Origin of the sequence: Paenibacillus sp. FSL R5-0486, assembly GCF_037975155.1 — a bacterium.
GTDB lineage: Bacteria > Bacillota > Bacilli > Paenibacillales > Paenibacillaceae > Paenibacillus > Paenibacillus amylolyticus.
The window spans coordinates 5,457,669-5,476,404 of record NZ_CP150237.1; the positions used below are offsets into that span (position 1 = coordinate 5,457,669).

At 43.7% G+C, this 18,736-nt stretch carries 14 protein-coding genes; 4 read left to right on the forward strand and 10 right to left on the reverse strand.

Annotation, left to right across the window (positions count from 1 at the left end; translation table 11 throughout):
* The first annotated feature begins 54 nt into the window (after positions 1–54).
* Positions 55–480 carry a hypothetical protein gene (locus MKY01_RS24140; RefSeq protein ID WP_339283903.1) on the forward strand — a complete coding sequence of 142 codons (426 nt, stop codon included), beginning with the start codon at positions 55–57 and terminating at the stop codon, positions 478–480.
* 154 nt (positions 481–634) lie between these two features.
* Here the strand turns inward: MKY01_RS24140 and MKY01_RS24145 are convergent, their stop codons facing one another.
* Entirely contained in the window at positions 635–1,798 is a 1,164-nt protein-coding gene (locus MKY01_RS24145) for an iron-containing alcohol dehydrogenase (RefSeq protein ID WP_036674351.1), read from the reverse strand.
* Positions 1,799–1,895: 97 nt separating this feature from the next.
* On the opposite strand from MKY01_RS24145, the gene MKY01_RS24150 reads away from it, so the two are divergent.
* Positions 1,896–2,852, forward strand: a complete 957-nt coding sequence (locus MKY01_RS24150; RefSeq protein WP_282320532.1) for a phosphotransferase — start codon at positions 1,896–1,898, stop codon at positions 2,850–2,852.
* A 178-nt stretch (positions 2,853–3,030) separates the two neighbouring features.
* On the opposite strand, the gene MKY01_RS24155 is transcribed toward MKY01_RS24150, so the two are convergent.
* The 4 genes from MKY01_RS24155 to MKY01_RS24170 all read right to left on the reverse strand — a co-directional run bounded on the left by MKY01_RS24155 (position 3,031) and on the right by MKY01_RS24170 (position 7,997).
* The gene (locus MKY01_RS24155; RefSeq protein ID WP_339283905.1) at positions 3,031–3,909 is read right to left on the reverse strand and encodes a TatD family hydrolase; all 879 of its coding nucleotides are present in this window, start codon (positions 3,907–3,909) and stop codon (positions 3,031–3,033) included.
* The gene (locus MKY01_RS24160; RefSeq protein WP_339283907.1) at positions 3,896–7,063 is read right to left on the reverse strand and encodes a GNAT family N-acetyltransferase; all 3,168 of its coding nucleotides are present in this window, start codon (positions 7,061–7,063) and stop codon (positions 3,896–3,898) included. The genes MKY01_RS24155 and MKY01_RS24160 overlap by 14 nt, the downstream gene beginning before the upstream one ends.
* Positions 7,064–7,362: 299 nt before the next feature.
* Positions 7,363–7,698, reverse strand: coding sequence for a type II toxin-antitoxin system PemK/MazF family toxin (locus MKY01_RS24165; RefSeq protein ID WP_253502564.1), 336 nt, complete (start codon positions 7,696–7,698; stop codon positions 7,363–7,365).
* The gene (locus tag MKY01_RS24170; protein ID WP_017687001.1) at positions 7,695–7,997 is read right to left on the reverse strand and encodes an AbrB/MazE/SpoVT family DNA-binding domain-containing protein; all 303 of its coding nucleotides are present in this window, start codon (positions 7,995–7,997) and stop codon (positions 7,695–7,697) included. The genes MKY01_RS24165 and MKY01_RS24170 overlap by 4 nt, the downstream gene beginning before the upstream one ends.
* A 710-nt stretch (positions 7,998–8,707) precedes the next feature.
* Between MKY01_RS24170 and MKY01_RS24175 the strand changes: the two genes are divergently transcribed.
* Positions 8,708–9,313: a DedA family protein gene (locus tag MKY01_RS24175; protein ID WP_339283909.1), complete on the forward strand. Its 606-nt coding sequence runs from the start codon at positions 8,708–8,710 to the stop codon at positions 9,311–9,313.
* Positions 9,314–9,487: 174 nt separating this feature from the next.
* On the opposite strand, the gene MKY01_RS24180 is transcribed toward MKY01_RS24175, so the two are convergent.
* From MKY01_RS24180 to MKY01_RS24195, 4 genes are all read right to left on the reverse strand, one after another.
* Positions 9,488–13,285 (reverse strand): DUF4073 domain-containing protein, encoded by a 3,798-nt coding sequence (locus MKY01_RS24180; RefSeq protein WP_339283910.1) that lies wholly within the window; start codon positions 13,283–13,285, stop codon positions 9,488–9,490.
* 327 nt (positions 13,286–13,612) lie between these two features.
* Positions 13,613–14,812, reverse strand: coding sequence for an MFS transporter (locus MKY01_RS24185; RefSeq protein WP_339287249.1), 1,200 nt, complete (start codon positions 14,810–14,812; stop codon positions 13,613–13,615).
* Between the two features lie 307 nt (positions 14,813–15,119).
* Positions 15,120–16,157, reverse strand: a complete 1,038-nt coding sequence (locus MKY01_RS24190; RefSeq protein ID WP_339283912.1) for an ROK family protein — start codon at positions 16,155–16,157, stop codon at positions 15,120–15,122.
* A 187-nt stretch (positions 16,158–16,344) separates the two neighbouring features.
* Positions 16,345–16,629 carry a hypothetical protein gene (locus MKY01_RS24195; RefSeq protein WP_339283913.1) on the reverse strand — a complete coding sequence of 95 codons (285 nt, stop codon included), beginning with the start codon at positions 16,627–16,629 and terminating at the stop codon, positions 16,345–16,347.
* A gap of 108 nt (positions 16,630–16,737) precedes the next feature.
* Here MKY01_RS24195 and MKY01_RS24200 point away from each other — a divergent pair, with 108 nt between their 5' ends.
* Complete coding sequence (locus MKY01_RS24200; protein WP_285078747.1) at positions 16,738–16,953, forward strand: helix-turn-helix transcriptional regulator; 216 nt, start codon at positions 16,738–16,740, stop codon at positions 16,951–16,953.
* Between the two features lie 7 nt (positions 16,954–16,960).
* Here the strand turns inward: MKY01_RS24200 and MKY01_RS24205 are convergent, their stop codons facing one another.
* A complete protein-coding gene (locus MKY01_RS24205; RefSeq protein WP_339283916.1) occupies positions 16,961–18,679 on the reverse strand; it encodes a hypothetical protein in 1,719 nt (572 codons plus the stop codon).
* Between the last annotated feature and the right edge of the window lie 57 nt (positions 18,680–18,736).

Below are 18,736 nucleotides of genomic sequence, written 5' to 3' on the forward strand. Positions count from 1 at the left end.
ACGCATTGAATCCGAAAATGCCTACTTTATTAAAAGTCGAATAGGAGAAGTGATATGGCAAAAACAGCATTACCTACGCTATTAAATGTCGTGCGCATTTTATTGAGTGTAAAACTGATCTACGTGATTGTGTCCTTTATCGTGTTCCTCATTGACTTCAACCAGAACATGGAGACCTATCTGGGTTTCTTACGCAAAGGAGATGATCTGGCTTACGCCTCTGGCGTAATCTTAGCCAGAATGTTGTTTATCATCGGTCCCAGCCTGCTTGCTGTTATATTCATCACCAAAAGAAAGTTCAAGCTCACCGTGACGTTTCTGAGTCTGGCGCTATTCGTTGCCATTCCGAATGAGAGTAACCTGTTCACCCTGATTCATCTCTTCGCCCTGCTCATCGTGCTCTTGCATCGTCCAAGCAAGATGTATCTGAAACGAAAGGATCCCCCTGTCAATGAAGCCGTAGTTGAACCGAAGAATTAATTCGAAAAGGGGATCACATGATATTGAAGTCCAGATACACGGTGGAGCGCATAAGATATGATGTCATAATAAAAAAACAAGGACGTTCCTATGTATTACAGGAAGGTCCTTGTTTAATGTGACTCATTATACAAAGTGATTGTGAGTTTTACAATTACAGTGCAGCTTGATAAATTTGTACTACATCTTCACGCTGCAAGTTTTTGAAGAATCCGAACGGACCAAATCGCATCGCTTTATCAGCCATTACGTCAATCTGACTGTCGTCGATGTCATAGTCCGCCAGACGGCTAGGGGCACCAATCGAAGTCCAGAATGTACGCAGCGCTTCAATGCCTTCTTCAGCAACTTGTTTGTCCGACTTTCCAGTAGGATTAATATCAAATACATTAATGGCCATACGTTTGAATCGATCTACATCCACATCCAGATTATGCTTCATCCAGTGTGGGAAGAGGATTGCAAGACCTCCCCCATGAGGAATGTCATACACAGCCGATACAGCATGTTCTATATTGTGAGAAGCCCAATCTCCGGCAAGACCCATATTCAGGACATCGTTAAGCGCCATTGTTCCGCAGTAGAGAATGGTTTCACGCAGTTCATAGTTTTCTGGATCTTTAATCAGACGAGGGGCCGTATCAATGACGGTACGAAGAATCGTCTCACAGAATCCAAGCTGAACTGGTGTATTCGTATCCAGATGGAAATAATGTTCAAACACATGAGACATCATGTCCACCATGCCGTATACAGTCTGATCCAGTGGTACGGTGTATGTGTACTCCGGATCAAGAATGGAGAACGCCGGGAAAGAATACTCGCTGAACCATGCCCATTTTTCCTGCGTGTCCTGATTGGTTATTACTGAACCGTTGTTCATCTCGGAGCCTGTCGCTGCCATCGTTAGAATTGTCCCCAGTGGAAGGCCGCCTTCTGGGGTTGCTTCGCGCACAACAACATCCCACATGTCTCCATCGTATTTGGCTCCTACTGCGATGGCTTTCCCGCAGTCAAGCACACTGCCGCCGCCAACCGCAAGAACCAGATCAATGTTATGTGTTCTGCATAGTTCTACACCCTTATGAACCGTAGACAGACGAGGGTTCGGTTCCACACCAGCCAGTTCCGTAACCTCTGCTCCGATCTCATTCAACTGGCTAATTACCTGATCGTACAGCCCGCTACGTTTGATGCTTCCACCACCATATACAAGCAAAATACGTTTTCCGTATTTTGGAACTTCGGTTTGTAGTGCTTGAAGTTGCCCTTTGCCAAAAATCAGCCGGGTCGGATTATAAAACTGAAAAGATCTCATAACGTATGTTCCTCCAAAGAAATCTGAAATTTTGTGCATCCACCATTATAGTTCTCTTTATTCGTAAAAACAAATACAGGCAAGAAGGAGACAACAGATGAGTATGGAGTCTGTCACATTACAACAATTAATAAAACAAACCATTAATCAATATGTATCCTCGGATATTCACATTCTAAGTATCAAAAGTAACCCAATCGGTGCCGGATCTCAAGCCGTTGAATTGCTTCGACATCATATTGAATTCCTTATAAATGGTGTGAAAAGGGATATTTCTTTCGTAACAAAGAAGGCCACATTCATTGAACGCTCCGCCTTGTCCAGATTATTTTTACAGGGAGCCAATGTACCCTATCATCTTTCGAATGAACCTCATACTCAAGATCGCAGTCTGATCTGCATTCAGGATGTGGACTACCAAACCGATTATAGTCATCTGGATATAGACCTGCTTCAGAATAAAGAATTACGAACACTGGCTTACATACATGGGACGAATATGGGGTCGAAAAAAGAACTGCCATGGATACCTATTGTGGATCGATCTCATATCATCGAAATGATGGAAAGACGCTGGAGACCTTTGTGGAACACCGCCATAGAACGTCCATCATTCATTGAGGAATTTGGATCACCGCTCATTTCGGAAATTGAAACTGTAGCAAGTAATATTGTAGATGATATTGAAATTCTCATCGAAGATGAGCACACACATACGATGATTCATAATGATCTGAATCCTGGCAATGTATTGGTACACAACAATGAGGATGTTTATTTTATCGATTGGGAGGAAGCAAGGTATGGCTCCCTGTTCTTTGATATCCCTCTGCGCTGTACACATTTGAAACAAGTTGATATCTATCGGGAGTCCCTAAGTTCTCACGGATACGATATTTCACAACATCAATTCGAGAAGTACTTCTCTCTGGCATCCCGATATCTCGGCATCCGTTATATGAGTTGGAACCTTGGGGTTTGGGAACAATACCCACATGCAAAAAACGACTTAAAAAGGTATATGAAAATGGTGACTCAACCTTTGTTCTCCTAATCCCCTCATCAGATTAGACGTACGATGAATGCCTTGTTCTCCTGGACAAAAAAGCTCCTGCCAGCAAAGTGGCAGGAGCTTACGTGACAGGGATTAAGCATGAACATCACATGATTCATGCTTTCATGACAGGCATGCTATACGTCCCCTCAGATATTAATAATTCGGTACTTAGGTTCTACCCCAGATCGGCAATCCGCTGTCCAATACGCGGAAACAGCCCGAAGGCATTCTCATAGAAGACTTTATCATGATGCTGTTCCGGTACAAGTCGGCGGACAAATTCGGCATACAGATCGATGGGCGCAAGCGGCCAGTCGGTGCCAAACAGCATTTTCTCGTAATGATCCGAATAGACCAAGGCCCGGCGGAAATGATCCATGAACAAAGGCTCGTTCATGAACCGTTCAAAATGGGGCCGATCCCCCACCACAAGACCAGACAAATCCGCGTACACGTTAGGATTCTTCGCCACCACTTCAGCTGCATCCATCACCCAGGGATCACCCAAATGACAGATCATGAAGTTCACACCGCGCTGCTGCAAGGCTAATTCATCCACCGTCAACGGATGCGAATATTTGAGTAATCCATTCATGGAGTACGTGTCACCCGTATGAATCACGACAGGCAGGTTGTACTTGGCTGCGAGTTCATAGACCGGAGTATAGATTTTGTCATACACATAGTGATGATAGTATCCGGCATAGAGTTTGATTCCGGCTACTTCAGGGGATTGCAGTCTTGCTTCAATCCGATCAAGCTCGTCCTGAGCGTTTTTACCATCTAGCGCATTGGGATTGATCCCCACACATTCCATGAGGAATGATGGAACCTTCTCTTCCAAATCAAGTCCCATCGGGTTAGGAGAACTGGAATCCGGGAACGCTCCCTTCGTCTGCTCCGTAACCCCCATTCCGATGCCCAGAATGACGTCGTTTTTATCAAACTCCGCTTTAAGACCAGCGGCTGAGTAATCTACTTTCGATAGATCGATCGCTGTTCGGTGAAAGCTGTCGATGTCCGACAGATGAATGTGAATATCAATGATCGGCATGTGAAGCCTCCTTTTCATCGGTAGAAGTTGCAAAATTCAGTTTGAGAAGGTCATGCACATCCGCTGAACTCAGCGGGATCTGTCCCAGAACCAAATATGTTGGCTCCGTCCAGACCGTCTCCCCATGCTGGAGTGTCAGATGATGATGAACGTTCAGACCCGTCACCTGATTATTAGCAAACCCCCACGCACTCTGATTCGGGTAACGATGGACCGCATGTAGCATGTTTTCACGCGAAACCGATCCTAATCGCAAAAGGTCTTCAAGTGGCAGGCCCACATCCACCTTGCCCAGCGGGAATCGATCTTTACCCGGTTGCTCTATCCAACCTTCCGCAAATACAGATGAAGGCTGGAGGAAACGTTCCTCCGCAAGCGAGTAATCCGTCAGCGTCAGGCCGCTTTCGTTGGTCACGGCAAGTAGCGTGCATAGCACAGGAACACCCGGGAGCATCAGATAATGCTGGTGGATCGTGAGTCCCCGATTCGCTTCATGCTTTTCAATCCGGGTGGTCAGCTTTATACCCTTCCAGACGTTGCCGTATTGATCCTTCTGCTCTGTCCAGGAAGCGGCTCTCTGTTCCAACTGGCGGCTGAAACCATTCATGCCTGGAACCCCGACACCCAGTCCGCCATACCACGGATTCCACCACGAACGTGGAGCCGGTTCAGGGTATGAGCTATCCAGCCATTCTTCTCCTGCATATTTCAGAGAGTGTACTACACTCCCGAATTCAGGAGCAACGGCGATCGACAACACTCCATTGTCTACGGTGTACAAAGGGCCAGATGAACCTTCTTCAATCTTCTGCTTCACCTCTGTTCCGCTCTGTGGGAACCAAAGGGCAGTTCGCTCCTGAATCCGATCTTCGCCCCGGTATAGCCCACGAACTTTCCAACCACTCGCGTGCTGGTCTCGGTCCGCTTCGTCTGGTGAGAATGTCAGCTTGGCTGAGTTTAGATTCTGTTCCGGATTGAATTCCTTAACATTGGCCCTAACCTCCGGTTTGCCACCCTGCTGCACATATAGCTCCAGCTTGCCCGCAAGCGGAACCAGTTTGTGTTCAGTCAACGTTGCTTGAAGCACGTCCGGGGCAAATGGATTCCCCTCACTCAGTGTCAGATCCAGATGACTGTCCAGCAACGGAATGACCGGGTTACGCTGCTTCCGTGCAAACGCACGGAAATCCGACCATTTGGCAAACGTGTTCAGGGCATATACAGTTGCTTTTGTCCGCACAACGGCTCCTGCGGGAATACGGCCAAGCTCATGCTGAAATCCCAGCGTGTATTCCGGGCGAAGCAACTTCAGAGAAGGGTCCCAATAGATACCGCTGGCACCATACTCTTCCTTGCAAAACAGCCAATTTTCCGTAATTTGTGAACTGTCCCAATGGTTCGGATCGCCAGCGTAAGAATCCCCCATATCCACAAAACGATCTTGGTACGGGAGAATTAACCTGCTACCATAGAACCCAAAGTTATTCATTAGATACAGGTCCTCTTCCCAGGCGGTGTCTCGTGTATTCTCAACCTCGTGGTGGAATTCGACGACTCCATTCGCAGACAGCTTGACCACAGACTTAATCTGCAAGCCAGGGAAATCCTCCGAGTCATACAGTGCTTCAAGAACCTGACGTTCCCCTTCGGGATAAATATTCACTTCTCTTGCTTGTTTCTTGGATAACTCTTCGGCAAACGGCTTACCCAGCTTCGGATAAGTCCACCAGAATGAATGACGGGAACCGGGATATTCAATCCACATGACATTATCATGTTTGTTCATATGGAGCGAGAATGCACCATTCACAGCCACCCATTGATCCTCAATCTGCCCGCCATATTTCCCTTCGATTCCCTTCATCAGGACAGAAATTTTGCTTGTAAAAGAGATCGCATGGTTCCCCGCTGGGACAGCCGTCACTTCTACTTCTTGGGAATAGAGACCATACGAACGCAAGGTGAAAGGCACTGGCACAGACATTTTACCTTTGGCTGGCACCGTAAAGCGCACCGAACGCTCCGCCCATTCAAGGAATTCATCCTCAGGCAGGTTCAAGCTAAACTCCGTTTCGGCATCCACATTATTTTCCACGTTCAGAACCAACTCCGCTGGAATACCTGGATAGAGCTCCTTCACAGGCAAAACGGTCTTGATTTTGGCCGGGAATTTCGGGGCAATACCTAACCTGAACTCCGCTTTCTTACCGCCGATCAACCATGTGCTGACAACCACGGGATGAGTCTTATTGTTATTCTGTTCCTCTGTAATTGGATCAAGGTGAAACTCACCTTCCACGATGATGGTTTCTCCCGGAGCGACTGCTTGTGCAATGTCCAGCGCAAATCGAATGTTTTTGTTATCCTCACCCTTGATCTCAACCGCCAGTTCGGACGCAGAATTGTTCTTAATGCGATAGCGAACCTTATAGCTGGAACCGAATACCAGATCATGATCATCGACTTCTGTTGAGATTTCGTAATCTGGTGTTTCGAGGGCAGTCAGCCCGCGACCCGACTTTTCAAATTCAGCCCGCAGGGAGACATCTCCCTTTTTCCACGTGTAGTCAAAGAAATCAAAACCACGCTCCCGTCGGCCATCCGGCTCGACCACGAGTTCACGCGTGCTGTCTGCATACCAATCCAACTCCTCGAAATATGGAGCGAGTGCTTCGGTCTGCAAAATGGTAGGGATGAAATTCATCAGATGCACATTATCATCTTTTTTCTCCCAGAAGAATCCGCATTTCTTGTACATCGGTACAGCCTTTGTATTGCCTGCCCATGTGAACAGATCCAGGCGAGGCCATCCGGCCTCCACGGTCTTGCGCACAGCATTCAGGATCAGATTACGTCCGACCTTATACCCGTGATAGTCGGGGCGTACGTTAAGTAGCGGTACATATAGCGCTCTCTCGTCATAGCGGTAATGGGCAAAACTGCAGAAGCCAACAACCTCTTTCTCATGAACGGCTAGAAACACATAAAGATTGGACGAACTCTCCATCTCCCGGCGAACTGTTTCCTCTGTTCTAAGGTTGGTGCCACCTCCCCAGCTTTCATTACTACGGTTCCACATATCCGCGAGTGCGGCAGCGTAAGAGGGGTCGTATTCAATAATATGGATTTGATCAATAATCGAAGTTACGGTCATATTTGGATCTCCTTATCTTTATCTATAGGATGGTCTTTGTGAACTTTCGATATGGCCTTTGCCCGATAGCCGCAGAGATAATACATGCCATGTTTGAAGAAGCTAGCGATAGTCTTATCATACTATAAATGGAAGCATTTTCAGAGAATTAAAAATCTTTCTTTCCAACTTATATGTGCCTTTCGGAAGCTCTTGTTAGAAGCGTCAAGGATGGACGAATCTATTTAGGCATGAAAGAAAAAATCCACGTCTTTTAGTTAGACGTGGATTTAGGAATATGATCAGCTACTAATTTTCAATTATGCCAATATAGAACGGACATTGCGTAGAACTGATTTCATAAATTCAGAGGTTGGTTCGGCATGCCCCGCAATTTGGATATGTCGTTGCCGCACATCAAGACTCTTCAACTGATCCGTCAAAACAACACCTGAAAATGGCAGCTCTTCTGGTAGTGTAACTTCAAAAGGATAATCCTTGGCTTGGCTCGTTATGGGACATACAACGGCAAAACCCGTTATTTCATTGAATTCAAGTTCCGATAGAACAATAGCCGGTCGTCTCCCGGCTTGCTCGTGACCCGCTTGAGGATCAAAGTCAAGCCATATCAGATCGCCTCGTTTGGGAATAATCAAAGTAACTCGTTCCCTTCAGTACCAAAGTCTATTTCTTCATGTCTTGTATCCTGTTTCACTTTAGAGAGCAAAGTCTTTAGATGGTTACGTAGTTCCTCATTGGACTCTACAGGCTTGGTTTTTGGACGCAACAACAATTCATTATCTTCTGTCACCAAAATCTCGATTTCCGAGCCCTCTTCCAGATTAAGACGCTTAAGCAATTGGTTAGGAATGCGAATTGCACTGCTATTTCCCCATTTGCTAAGTGTGGCTGTAGTCATGGCAATCCCACGCCTTTCGTTTGATTGATGCTCCAATTATACCTCACCTCCCTACAGTTGTATATCTATATGATATACATGAAACAATAAAAGGATACATTGGAGCTATAGTCCCTCGGTAGCTTACCCTTGTATAATGTGCCTTGATCTCGACTGCCAGTTCGGACGCAGAAGTGTTCTTAATGCGATAGCGAACCTTATAGCTGGAACCGAAAACCAGATCATGATCATCGACCTCTGTAGAGATTTCGTAATCCGGTGTTTCGAGGGCAGTCAGCCCGCGACCCGACTTTTCAAATGCAGCCCGCAGGGAGACATCTCCCTTTTTCCACGTATAGTCAAAGAAATCAAAACCACACTCCCGTCGGCCATCCGGCCTCCACGGTCTTGCGCACAGCAGCGTAAGAGGGGGCGTATTCAATAATATGGATCTGGTCGATAATCGAAGTTACGGTCATGTTCTGATCTCCTTCTCTTTATGTACAGGATGGTGAAGAAGCCAGTGATAGTTTTATCATACTATAATTGGAAGCATTTTCAGAGGATTATATCATTGCTTCGGTACCCACTTCCGTATGAAGTGTCAATGAATCCATTCAACCCTTATGTATGGGTAAACATATTGCCGCAGTGTGCCCTGAAATGGACATCCATGTGAACTTTGACAAGCTCTATTCGCTATTGTTACTCTTTGTACAGGAGTGTTTCTTTTATATATAAAAAAGATAGATTCATGGAGGGAAAGCATGACAGAATGGATCACGCAATTTATACTCTTTTTTAAAGATTTGTCATACGCAGGTCTGGTCATTGCCTTGTCGTTTGAATTCGTACCTGCTGAACTTGTACTGCCCATGGCGGGATATTGGGTGTATCTTGGGGATATGAAGCTTTGGCTGGCTATTCTGGCTGGTACCGTAGGTGGTACGTTTGGACCTCTGACGTTGTATGCCCTGGGACGATACGGCGGCAGACCGATGGTCGAAAAATTCGGCAAATATTTCTTGATTCGCCCCCACCATCTGGACGCTTCCGATAAGTTCTTCGAGAAGTATGGCAGCGGGGTAGCTTTCTATGGACGTTTTGTACCCGGTATTCGGACCGTGATCTCCATCCCATGTGGAATGGCGAAGATGAATGTGTTTAAATTCAGTATCTTTACATTCTTGGCCATGCTTCCGATCACCTCATTGTATATCTACCTAGGCTTCAAATTAGGCTCTCAATGGGAGCACGTGGACGAGATTGTTAAGCCTTATATCGTTCCGGCAGCGGTGGTTTTCTTAGGTGCTTTTGGATTGTATGTGCTTTTGAAACGTTGGAAAAGAAGGGCGGCTCAAAGCGAGTCATAGGCTTGTTTAAGTAAGGTAAAGAAGATGAGCAGTTTGATGTTATTTTTTTTGAAATCGTATGATAAACTTCTTCTAATTTATATGTAAAGCCCCGCCGATTTTGAAAATCGGCGGGGCTTTATTGTTGTTGGGTATAGAATCGTTTTAGAGATTCTCCCTATGATATTTCTCTATTTATTCGAAATTATATGTCGTTGCTGCGCCAGCTGGAAAAAGATTACGTGCTGCTTCCCGAACCTGAACCGATTCTCCGGCTTGAAGCGTGACAACTAAATCCCGACTAAACTCTATCCAATCTACTCCATCCATTGAATACTCAAGGGTTGACGTGAGTGGCGCAAATGAATTACCCGTTCTTTTCACATTTACATTAGAGGTGAATACAAAACTTTTAGCAGTACCTGCTGGAAGATACTTGCCACCTTTCTCACGAAGCAGTATGGTAAGATCACCTGGAAATTCAGGTGGATTCACCTCATCGTATGAGGTCCAACTTCCTCCTTCATCGGATGAATACTCCATAACAGATGATATATACATGGTATCGAATTTGTTGGTACTATCACTATGATAAATAAGTATTTCTACCTGATCCGAAAAGGAGAGAGAGGCTGTTTTACCAGCAGGTATTTGATTAACTGGATCGGCTTGTAAACGAACCTGTACCCTCGCTTTACCTGGGAAAACCGGTGGATCCTGCTCATCATATGGAATCCACGTCGTTCCATTGTCTACCGAGAATTCCATTGAAGCATCAGCGCCAATGATGATATTTTTAGTTTCATCCCTAGTCAAGACCGGTTTCGCAGGAGCTGAAGGCAATGTATCTTTGATAGTAACATATACGGGCGCTGTTTCAGATCCATCTTGAAGCACAGCTCGAACAAGCAACTGAGTAGCTCCTTCAGGAATAAACGTTCCGTTAGGCAATGTGTAGCTATTCCCATCCTCTTTGTCTATTGTTGCAATGGTTGAAAGGCCTAGCCCTGAATCCCCCCAGAGTAACTCATAAGAAATGACGGAACTATCATCTGTACCTGGAGTCCATCTAATATCTCCCCCAATAAAGCCTGCAGCCGTATCGGTATCCACAAAAGAAATGCTCATCGGTATAGAAGCAGCCTTAACATATGCAAGTTCATAAGCAGTACGAATTTCTTCAAGGCTCGTGAATTTGTTATCAGGCAGAAGTCTTCGATCATCAATAACCGTTTGCGCAACTTCTAATCGAGCAACCTGATTCATGTTGCTGTATGCCGTGATATCAATATTTAACGTGGCTGCATATCTCTTCAGATAAGACTCCATAAGAGAAACGGTTGTCGCACTATTGATGTTTCGGATTACACTGGCTTCCGTACTGGATGGAGCAGGATATTGCTGGTTGATCGCCTGAATAATCTGTTTGACATCACTAAATGTGGTGTATTGGCCCGCTTTTTCTGCCAGAGCCTTTTGATAATGCTGTCCATTGAACTCAACCAATTCCAACTCTTGTTTTAACGGAGAAGGATACACTCCAAGAATGTGCATAACCGCTTCTGCCTTAGTAGGATCGATCGTGTTCCCAGTTTCTATGGATAATTGCTTGGTGATCAATGAGACAACTTCCGGACCCGAGTAACTGCCATGTCCCCCAAATGAATGGGCACTTGGAGAACCATTTTGTTCTGTAAATTTAATCTTTAGAGCATCTTTTACGTAGGTCCAGTCTAATCTATAAGACGTTCCATCCCCCAATGTTACCGGGTCAAAATTCAGATTCATAATAGGCATATTGGGAATGGTTAGATCCCAGTCAATTGAATTAATCTCAATAAATCCATATCCATAGTTTCGAAGATGACCATCTTTAACTATGGCAGACGGGTTTGTTGTACTTGTAGCCGGAGGAGTAAGAACGCCAGTGAACTGAATTCTAATCTGACTTAAGTTTGAATTCTCATAAGGAAGAACACTAATGTCATTCGCAAGATAATTCATAACGGAATGGATAAGCATCGGCTGCGTTTCCTGACCCGTTTCTTCATTTTTGAAAATGGCATACATGCTGTATGCTTTCGTCGGTTCCAAGCCTTCTATTTTATAGGTTACAGGTTGGTTAGCTGTTATAGAAAACGCACCATGTGTTGAAGGCAGGTTATTAGGAAGTATTCCGCTCTTCACTTGTTCAGTTGTAGGACGTACATTATCACCTGAACGAACAGCCATGTAATAGACCGTACCCGTTTTGTTCGTGGTCATCAAACCATCAGCCGAAGTTTCTGTACGGTTTTGATAACTCTTGTAAGTGTACGGATACCATGCTATTGGGTTCGGATTCGTTGGTGTTGGTGTTGTACCCGGATTAGAGGGCGTTCCTCCTCCGGAGTTCCCCGCATTACCTCCGCTATTGGAAGAATTACCGCCTCCTGAACTTGGGAGTACGTAAGCTGGATTCGATGCTCCGTTAATCGTAGCGATCTGTGTTTTTACTTTATCGTAGTTTGCAATCACTCTCTCTGGTGCTATTCCGTCTGGAAGCACTAGACGTTGAATGGAACCGTTAGCTGGGAGTGACACTTGGCTGGCACTATCTGTAATCGTTACGGACCCTATTACGCCGGTACCTTGTAGCGCAATTGTGCCAGAACCTTTAATGGTCACCGATTCGATATGACCTGTTCCAGAAATTGTTGTTTCTTTATTACCTGTATTGATCTCCAATTTCTGGATGTGGGCATACAAAGAAGCATTTTGAACACCTTCTCCTACAGTTACACTCTCATATGTAATGGATTCATCCCCCCACAATCCGGAGAGCTTCGACTCAATATGGACTTCTTTAACGACCGTTTTGTTTACTGCTTCTACCCGAACATCTTCCTTGGTAATATTCATTCCTTGGAGTGACGAATGGTCGAATACGACCGTATTATCGTCTCCGCCCTTAACGTATGTTGTACCTTTTACCGTAATCTTCTCTGCGTAAAAGTCATTTTCGAGTTCCTTCGTAATTTCCATATCGCCACTAATGTTGATATTCTTAATCGTTATGTAGTCAGCTGCAACTTTTACATTGCCTTCAATGACTGCTTGTCCGCCATCTAGTATGGTATTACCTGAGAACTCTTTTTTACCCGATTCTGCTCCCTGACCTGGCGTAAGAAGTTTTAGTTCAAATACCTTGGTGATACGATCATCTACGGTTTCAACACGAACTTCCGCGTTAGCAAGTGCAGCTACATTATTTTCCGAGAAAAGTGGTTTTAATGCTTCCGTCACACTATAGTTGGTATTTCCAATCGTCACCATTCCATTTTCTATTTTCTTGATCGTTTGAAGTTTATTGCTTGTAGTCTTAGAATCCATTCTTACTAAAATAGCTGCCAATTCCTGCCGAAGTACTGGTTTCTGTGGATGAAAGCTTCCATTACTTCCTGTCATCAAACCTGATGAAACAACGGATGAAACTGAGTTTTTAGCCCAAGCGGATATTTTCTGATTATCCTTAATAGCTGGAAGCTCATCTTCTTGAACTGCCACTGCATCTACTTGTGTAGCTCTGGCCAAAATGGAAGCTAATTCTTCTCTCGTAATTACTGCTTTAGGACGAAATGTTCCGTTACGATCTCCATTCATCCATCCTGCTTTTTGTACCGCATTAATCGCACTTTCACTCCATGAACCAGGAGCAACATCTGTAAATGAAGAAACCACATTGTTACTTAATTGAAGGCCCATTAATTTGGCAAGCGCGACTGCCGCTTCTTGACGAGTTACCTCCTGTAAGGGGTGGAAATAACCCTCACGATCTCCATTCATGAACATCTTCTCTTGAGCTTCTTGAATAAGTCCCTTTGCCCAAGGCGATGCCTGTGCAACATCTTTGAACGGATCGGATGCTGCCGACACGTTGGAGTGAATTGCCGTGCTTAGCGTAAGAGCTATCGTTGCCATAGCTGCTACACCCAGTTTTTTCGAAATATCCATATTGCCTCCTAATGATTAAGTCTTTTCTCCTGCTTTTTGTATAATATTGAATCAAAAGACCTATACATCATAATATGTAATTTAGCTTATAACAATATTAATTTCCAAAATGTTCAGCTTGTTAAAGTAAACTAGTAACTGTTCCGTAACTTTTGCTCAGATTATCCGATCGAAGGTGTATATCGTACCATTTGCTAATTTGATACCCGTTCATATGCAAAATAAAAACTGAAAAAAAGCTCCTTCTCACTCCATAGTTCAGGTGAGAAAGAGCTATTAAAGAGTTCTATTAAAGAGTTCTTAATGAAGCTTGGTGCTACGTATCATCTATATCAGTTCCTGTCGTCTTTTCAAATACACATACAACACTACTCCCGATGCCGCACAGATCACAGCACATAAACCAATGAACCCATACCCCGCCTGAAGTCCGCGCAGCAGTCCCAACTGAGTCGTTGAACCGTACAAATTCTTCACACCTTCAATCACCCAGCCAATCACATAGTTACCAATGACACTACCAACCCCCATCAAGGTAACCGTGAATGTAATCGCGGTGTCACTGCCATTCGGATATCTGCGTGCGATAAACGCCATCACTGTTGGATAGATCATCGCTATGCCCGCGCCAGATATCGCAAAGAAAATCGCAAGACGTTCTCCCCCTGCAAGCGCCACGAACGTACATACTCCCGAGAAAGCCGAGAACAGAATCAGTGATAATACAAATCCGATCCGGTCCGTCAATGGTCCAAGCAGCAGGCGTCCCAGCGAGAACGTGAGGAAGAACGCAGATAATAACCCGGAGGCTTTGACCGTGTCCCACGTGTAGGCTTTTTCCAGGAAATTAACCAGCCAACCCCCAACCGCCAGCTCCGATACCACGCCAAAAGAAAGAATGAGCACCATCAGCCAAAGGGCAGGATCACGTGTTAACGTCTTCAGTGAAGTCCGATCTTCATGTGGAAGATCATCCCCCGGAAATTTGCTGCGCAACGCCGCAATGATCGGCAGCAGACAGAGTGACAACATCACCAGATACATGCCGCGCCAGTCCAGTTCGTGTCCAAACACGCGCAAAGACATCACACCTGTCGCCAATAAAGGCGCCACCGTTGAACTCAGCCCATAGAAGAAATGGGACAGGTTCATCATCGTACCTGTATTTTTTACAAAAATCCGCGCACCCAGAATCGCCAAGGCAATCTCCAGCATGCCGTTACCGATGTACATGAAGAAGTACGATGAAGCAAAGAGTGGATAAGTATGAGACACATAAATGAACACACCCGATAGGATCATCGATGCAAATGAAATGATGCTAACCGCCTTGATGCCCCATTTGCGAACCAGAATAGCCGTGAAGGAGCAGGCGATCAGGTACCCCAGTGCATTCAGGGACAATAACGTCCCGAGCTGTTTCTCATCTAGATTGAAATCAAATTGAATGCGCGGAATGGCCGGCCCCTTAATATTTTCCGATATGCCAAATACGATAAATCCAAGAAAGATCGTTGCCAATTGCATGGCGTACAGCTTGTTGAACTTTCGTTTGTTGCCTTGCGTACCTGCTTGCTGATTCAAAATAAGTTCCTCCAGTGTGTTCAGGAAAATGATTGCACGTTATAACTACGATTGCAGTACCATCTTCCGACCGCTGTTATCCCTGTATTTTTTTGAATTGTTCCTAAAGGTGAAAATACAGTGATAAAGGCGTTCTTCAGATTGGTTCTGCCCTCTACGTTATCGTGTCAATAATTTGTACATTTGAGGCAGGAAACATGGTTAAGCTTTATTCCTAAAAATAGAATACTCGTAAAAGCTCCTTTTCCCTTTACCACTGCTTCTCAACCACCTGAATGCGGTAGGTCAGGCTCTCCAGCGTCACCGCGACCAGCCCAGTCACATATTCGCGGCGCGTGTCTCTTTGGATGATCAACTCCGGCATATGCTCCTGTGGAATTAGATGATTCAGACAACCTTGCGTCAGTCCATCCCGCATAGCTGGGTCCATTGTATCGCCTGTAACCACAATCGTAGCCGGGTTAATGATCGCGATGATGGATACCAGCGTCTGTACCACCAGTTCCTGCAACCCTTCCGTCGATTTCAACATTCGCAACTGCTCTTCTCGTGACACGCCAAAAGGTAAAAAGGACACCTCGCCCCCAAATTGCGTATTCCCGGTCAGCGGACGACCATCAATGATAAAGCCTGCACCCGGAAAATGGTTCTCCGGAAAAGTCACCACCGCAAAGTTCTTCTCTTCCTCAAATTGCTGCTGGTTATACAGTCCATAGACCGTAAGGTTCATGTCGTTGCCAATGACCACTTCCACGTCTTCATATTGCTCCTTGAGCCTTGGTCCGAGTGGCTGATACATGAGCTCCGGTACATCACAGATCCCAATAACGCCGTTGTGTGCCACCCCAGGTATGCCGATCCCAATCGCCTGCACATTGTGGTGTTGTTCAATCAGGTTCGCAATTAGATCCTCTACCACCGTTACATTAATTTCTTCCAAAATGAGCGTCTGTTCGTCCGCCATCTCTCCGTTCAGATTGGCATATGTATGCATGATTGAGTGAATGCCGCCCTCTGTTCGAATAATCAGGCAAAGTACGCTGGCGTAGTCCGCATTGAATTGATACCGACTCGCCGGTCTTCCCCCACTCGACTCATCTGGACCCAGATCTATAATCTCACCCGTCTGAAGCAACTCATTCAGGATCGTGCCGCATGTCGCCACGCTGAGTTTGGTCAGGTTCGCAATGGAAGCTTTCGTGCCTACGCCCATGGATCGGAGCGTGTTCTTCACCAGTTCGACATTAATGCGCTTCACCTGTTGGGTGTTGTGTGATGTAGGTAACATGGTTAGTTATATGCCTCCTTTCGTTCATTTCGAACCATTCAATGAATGTTTTTAAAAGTGTTTTAATAATTGAAGTGTAGGGGGATTTGGGAGGAAAGTCAATGCTTAATTGAAGCGGAAAACGTTTGGATGGACAGGCAAAAAGACAGTTCAAGAACATCTAATATGATCCTGCGCTGTCCTTTAGTTAAGGTGACTTTATGTAGACTGACTGGCTCATTTGATTTGCCAAGATGCTCTTCTCCAGTCGGACTTTAAATAACTTTCTGTTTAGATCCTGTTCCATGGAATGAAGGTGATATGCAGCTTGTTTCACCGTGTCCATATGCAGCACCCCGCCTCGCTTCGCGATGATGTCCATGGCATCCAGGATGAGTTTGTTACATGTGACCAGCTGATCGACGTAATCGTCTTCCTGTTGGACAAGTTGTGCGTACTGCAAAGCGAGGTCTTCGCTGTTGATACTGGTCATGTCATCACTCCTAAAATTGGTACGCATAAGAGTACCAGATATACAAAAAGTATATGGTACGCTCATGCGTAACGTCAAGACCATATGGAAATTTCAGGAGTGATACTCATGGCTAAGAAAGTCGTCGTCAATATTCATAAACTCACGGAAAAACATAATATCTCGCTGCGCGAGTTGGCACGTTTGTCTGATATCCGCCATGCTGCACTAAGTGAGTTACAGTCTGGGAAAAGAGAAAATATCAACTTTGCTCATATTGAGCGGATTGCAGAAGCCTTGGGTATTGATGATATTAGAGAAATTATTGAGATTCGTAATTCCTAATCTAATTCTACTCATTATAATTTCCCTCTATAAAACCATATCTACCTTTGTTTTTATTTTTCGTAAATTCAATATAATTAATTTTTTCTATTACTTGCTTTGGAGGAGTTTTGTTCTCAAAGATAATAACTTGTTTCAAAACAACATCTTCTGATATAAATTCAAAAAATTTAGTCTGTAGATCCTCAGATGTTTTATCTTCAGCTTCATCTTCTTCCTTGTATGAAGTTACAGGTGAATCAAGCACTACTATTCCCGGATGTGGAAGACCTTTAATATTACAATATCGCATCAACCCTAATATAAAAGCACTGTAAGATATTGAACGATAGCCTTTACCAAATAGCCTTCTGGGCTTACCGGAAATTAGTATATCTTTCTCTTTCATATCAAAACTAATTTCTTCAAAGCCTGGATACTCCCATCCAGCTAAATAATGTTTAATACACTTGGAAAGCTCCTCATAACTGTTATTATGATCAATTAATGTTGACTCAGTTGATTTTCCATCTGATTCAAATTCAACATCTGTTCCTAGTATATTCTGTATTTTCTCTTTCTCATCCAATAATCTCGTTAAAATAACATGCTTTTGTTTCAAATCATTGATATCTTTCTGCATCTTTAGAACGCTTCGCAATTCTTCCTCTAAAATATAATTTTGTGGCGCTAATTGCTCATCAAGTATTCTACTTAATCTTTGATAGCTAGCTTCTTTTTCGTATAATTCCTTTTTCAAAATTTCTAATTCGTCATTCATTGTACTAATTGTATTTTTTAGATCCTCAAGATGAATCAATATTTTATTAAGCTCAATTTTATAGGATGCTTTCCTCTGCTCAACTTCAAAATGGGAACAATCTAGTTCAGATTTGTTCGTCTGTTGGCTACAAAGTGGACATCTCTCAACACTTAATAAAGAGAAATAATGATCTCCTTCTATTAAAAAATGTATTCTATCTATGTCAGTTTCATACTGTTTTTTTAGCAAATAAAACCTATTTAACAATTCTGTCGTTGACAATATTTTTGAACTAACTTGTTGAATTTCCCTCCACAAAGTTATCCTTGAATCAGATAACTTCTCAATTTCAGAACTAATTCCGCTTCTTTTTGAAATTAATTCTTTTATTTTTTCTTCTAAGTTTATCTCTGTTTCTTCTGGAACTCTCGGTATATTCAATTCCAAATCATCAATTAATTTTTCTAATAATCCAATCTGTCCTAATGAAGTTGAATCTAATTTGTTTAGATCTTTATCTTCTGTCAAACTACTATCATCTTTTCCAGTTAGAATTAACCGGAAAGCAGATTCCTCTGATGTTTTAGTTTTATTGTTATCTGAATGAACTGGTGACTGTTTAGAGATTATATCGATTTCATTTATTAGGATGAAATCATTATAATTTCTATATGTAAATCTATTTAATTTATTTAATTTGTTTTTCTTAATAAATAAATCAGTGTTTTGATAACCCGATAAAGACATAAGGAAATTTGAAATACTTTCCTTATTCTTACTATGTCTAGTGGAGAGGACTTCAGAGTCTACTCCATCATGTATTTCATCTATAGGACCATTGTACTTTTTCACATTTTTCCCTTTTATATCTCTTTCTATTGTATACTTTCGCCCCTCAGCGTTTTCTAATTCTAAAAGAACAACATCATAGTCATTTGTAACAACTTCTTCAATTGGATCAGGTACATCTTTACCGCCAAACATAAAGTTAATACATTCAAATATAAAAGATTTCCCGGTGTTAGTAGGTCCTGGTATTAT

Coding starts and splice junctions, on each gene's coding strand:
- MKY01_RS24140 (WP_339283903.1), top strand. CDS start 55: ATGGCAAAAACAGCATTACCTACGCTATTAAATGTCGTGCGCATTTTA.
- MKY01_RS24145 (WP_036674351.1), bottom strand. CDS start 1,798: ATGAGATCTTTTCAGTTTTATAATCCGACCCGGCTGATTTTTGGCAAA.
- MKY01_RS24150 (WP_282320532.1), top strand. CDS start 1,896: ATGAGTATGGAGTCTGTCACATTACAACAATTAATAAAACAAACCATT.
- MKY01_RS24155 (WP_339283905.1), bottom strand. CDS start 3,909: ATGCCGATCATTGATATTCACATTCATCTGTCGGACATCGACAGCTTT.
- MKY01_RS24160 (WP_339283907.1), bottom strand. CDS start 7,063: ATGACCGTAACTTCGATTATTGATCAAATCCATATTATTGAATACGAC.
- MKY01_RS24175 (WP_339283909.1), top strand. CDS start 8,708: ATGACAGAATGGATCACGCAATTTATACTCTTTTTTAAAGATTTGTCA.
- MKY01_RS24180 (WP_339283910.1), bottom strand. CDS start 13,285: ATGGATATTTCGAAAAAACTGGGTGTAGCAGCTATGGCAACGATAGCT.
- MKY01_RS24185 (WP_339287249.1), bottom strand. CDS start 14,812: ATGCAATTGGCAACGATCTTTCTTGGATTTATCGTATTTGGCATATCG.
- MKY01_RS24190 (WP_339283912.1), bottom strand. CDS start 16,157: ATGTTACCTACATCACACAACACCCAACAGGTGAAGCGCATTAATGTC.
- MKY01_RS24195 (WP_339283913.1), bottom strand. CDS start 16,629: ATGACCAGTATCAACAGCGAAGACCTCGCTTTGCAGTACGCACAACTT.
- MKY01_RS24200 (WP_285078747.1), top strand. CDS start 16,738: ATGGCTAAGAAAGTCGTCGTCAATATTCATAAACTCACGGAAAAACAT.
- MKY01_RS24205 (WP_339283916.1), bottom strand. CDS start 18,679: ATGTTTGGCGGTAAAGATGTACCTGATCCAATTGAAGAAGTTGTTACA.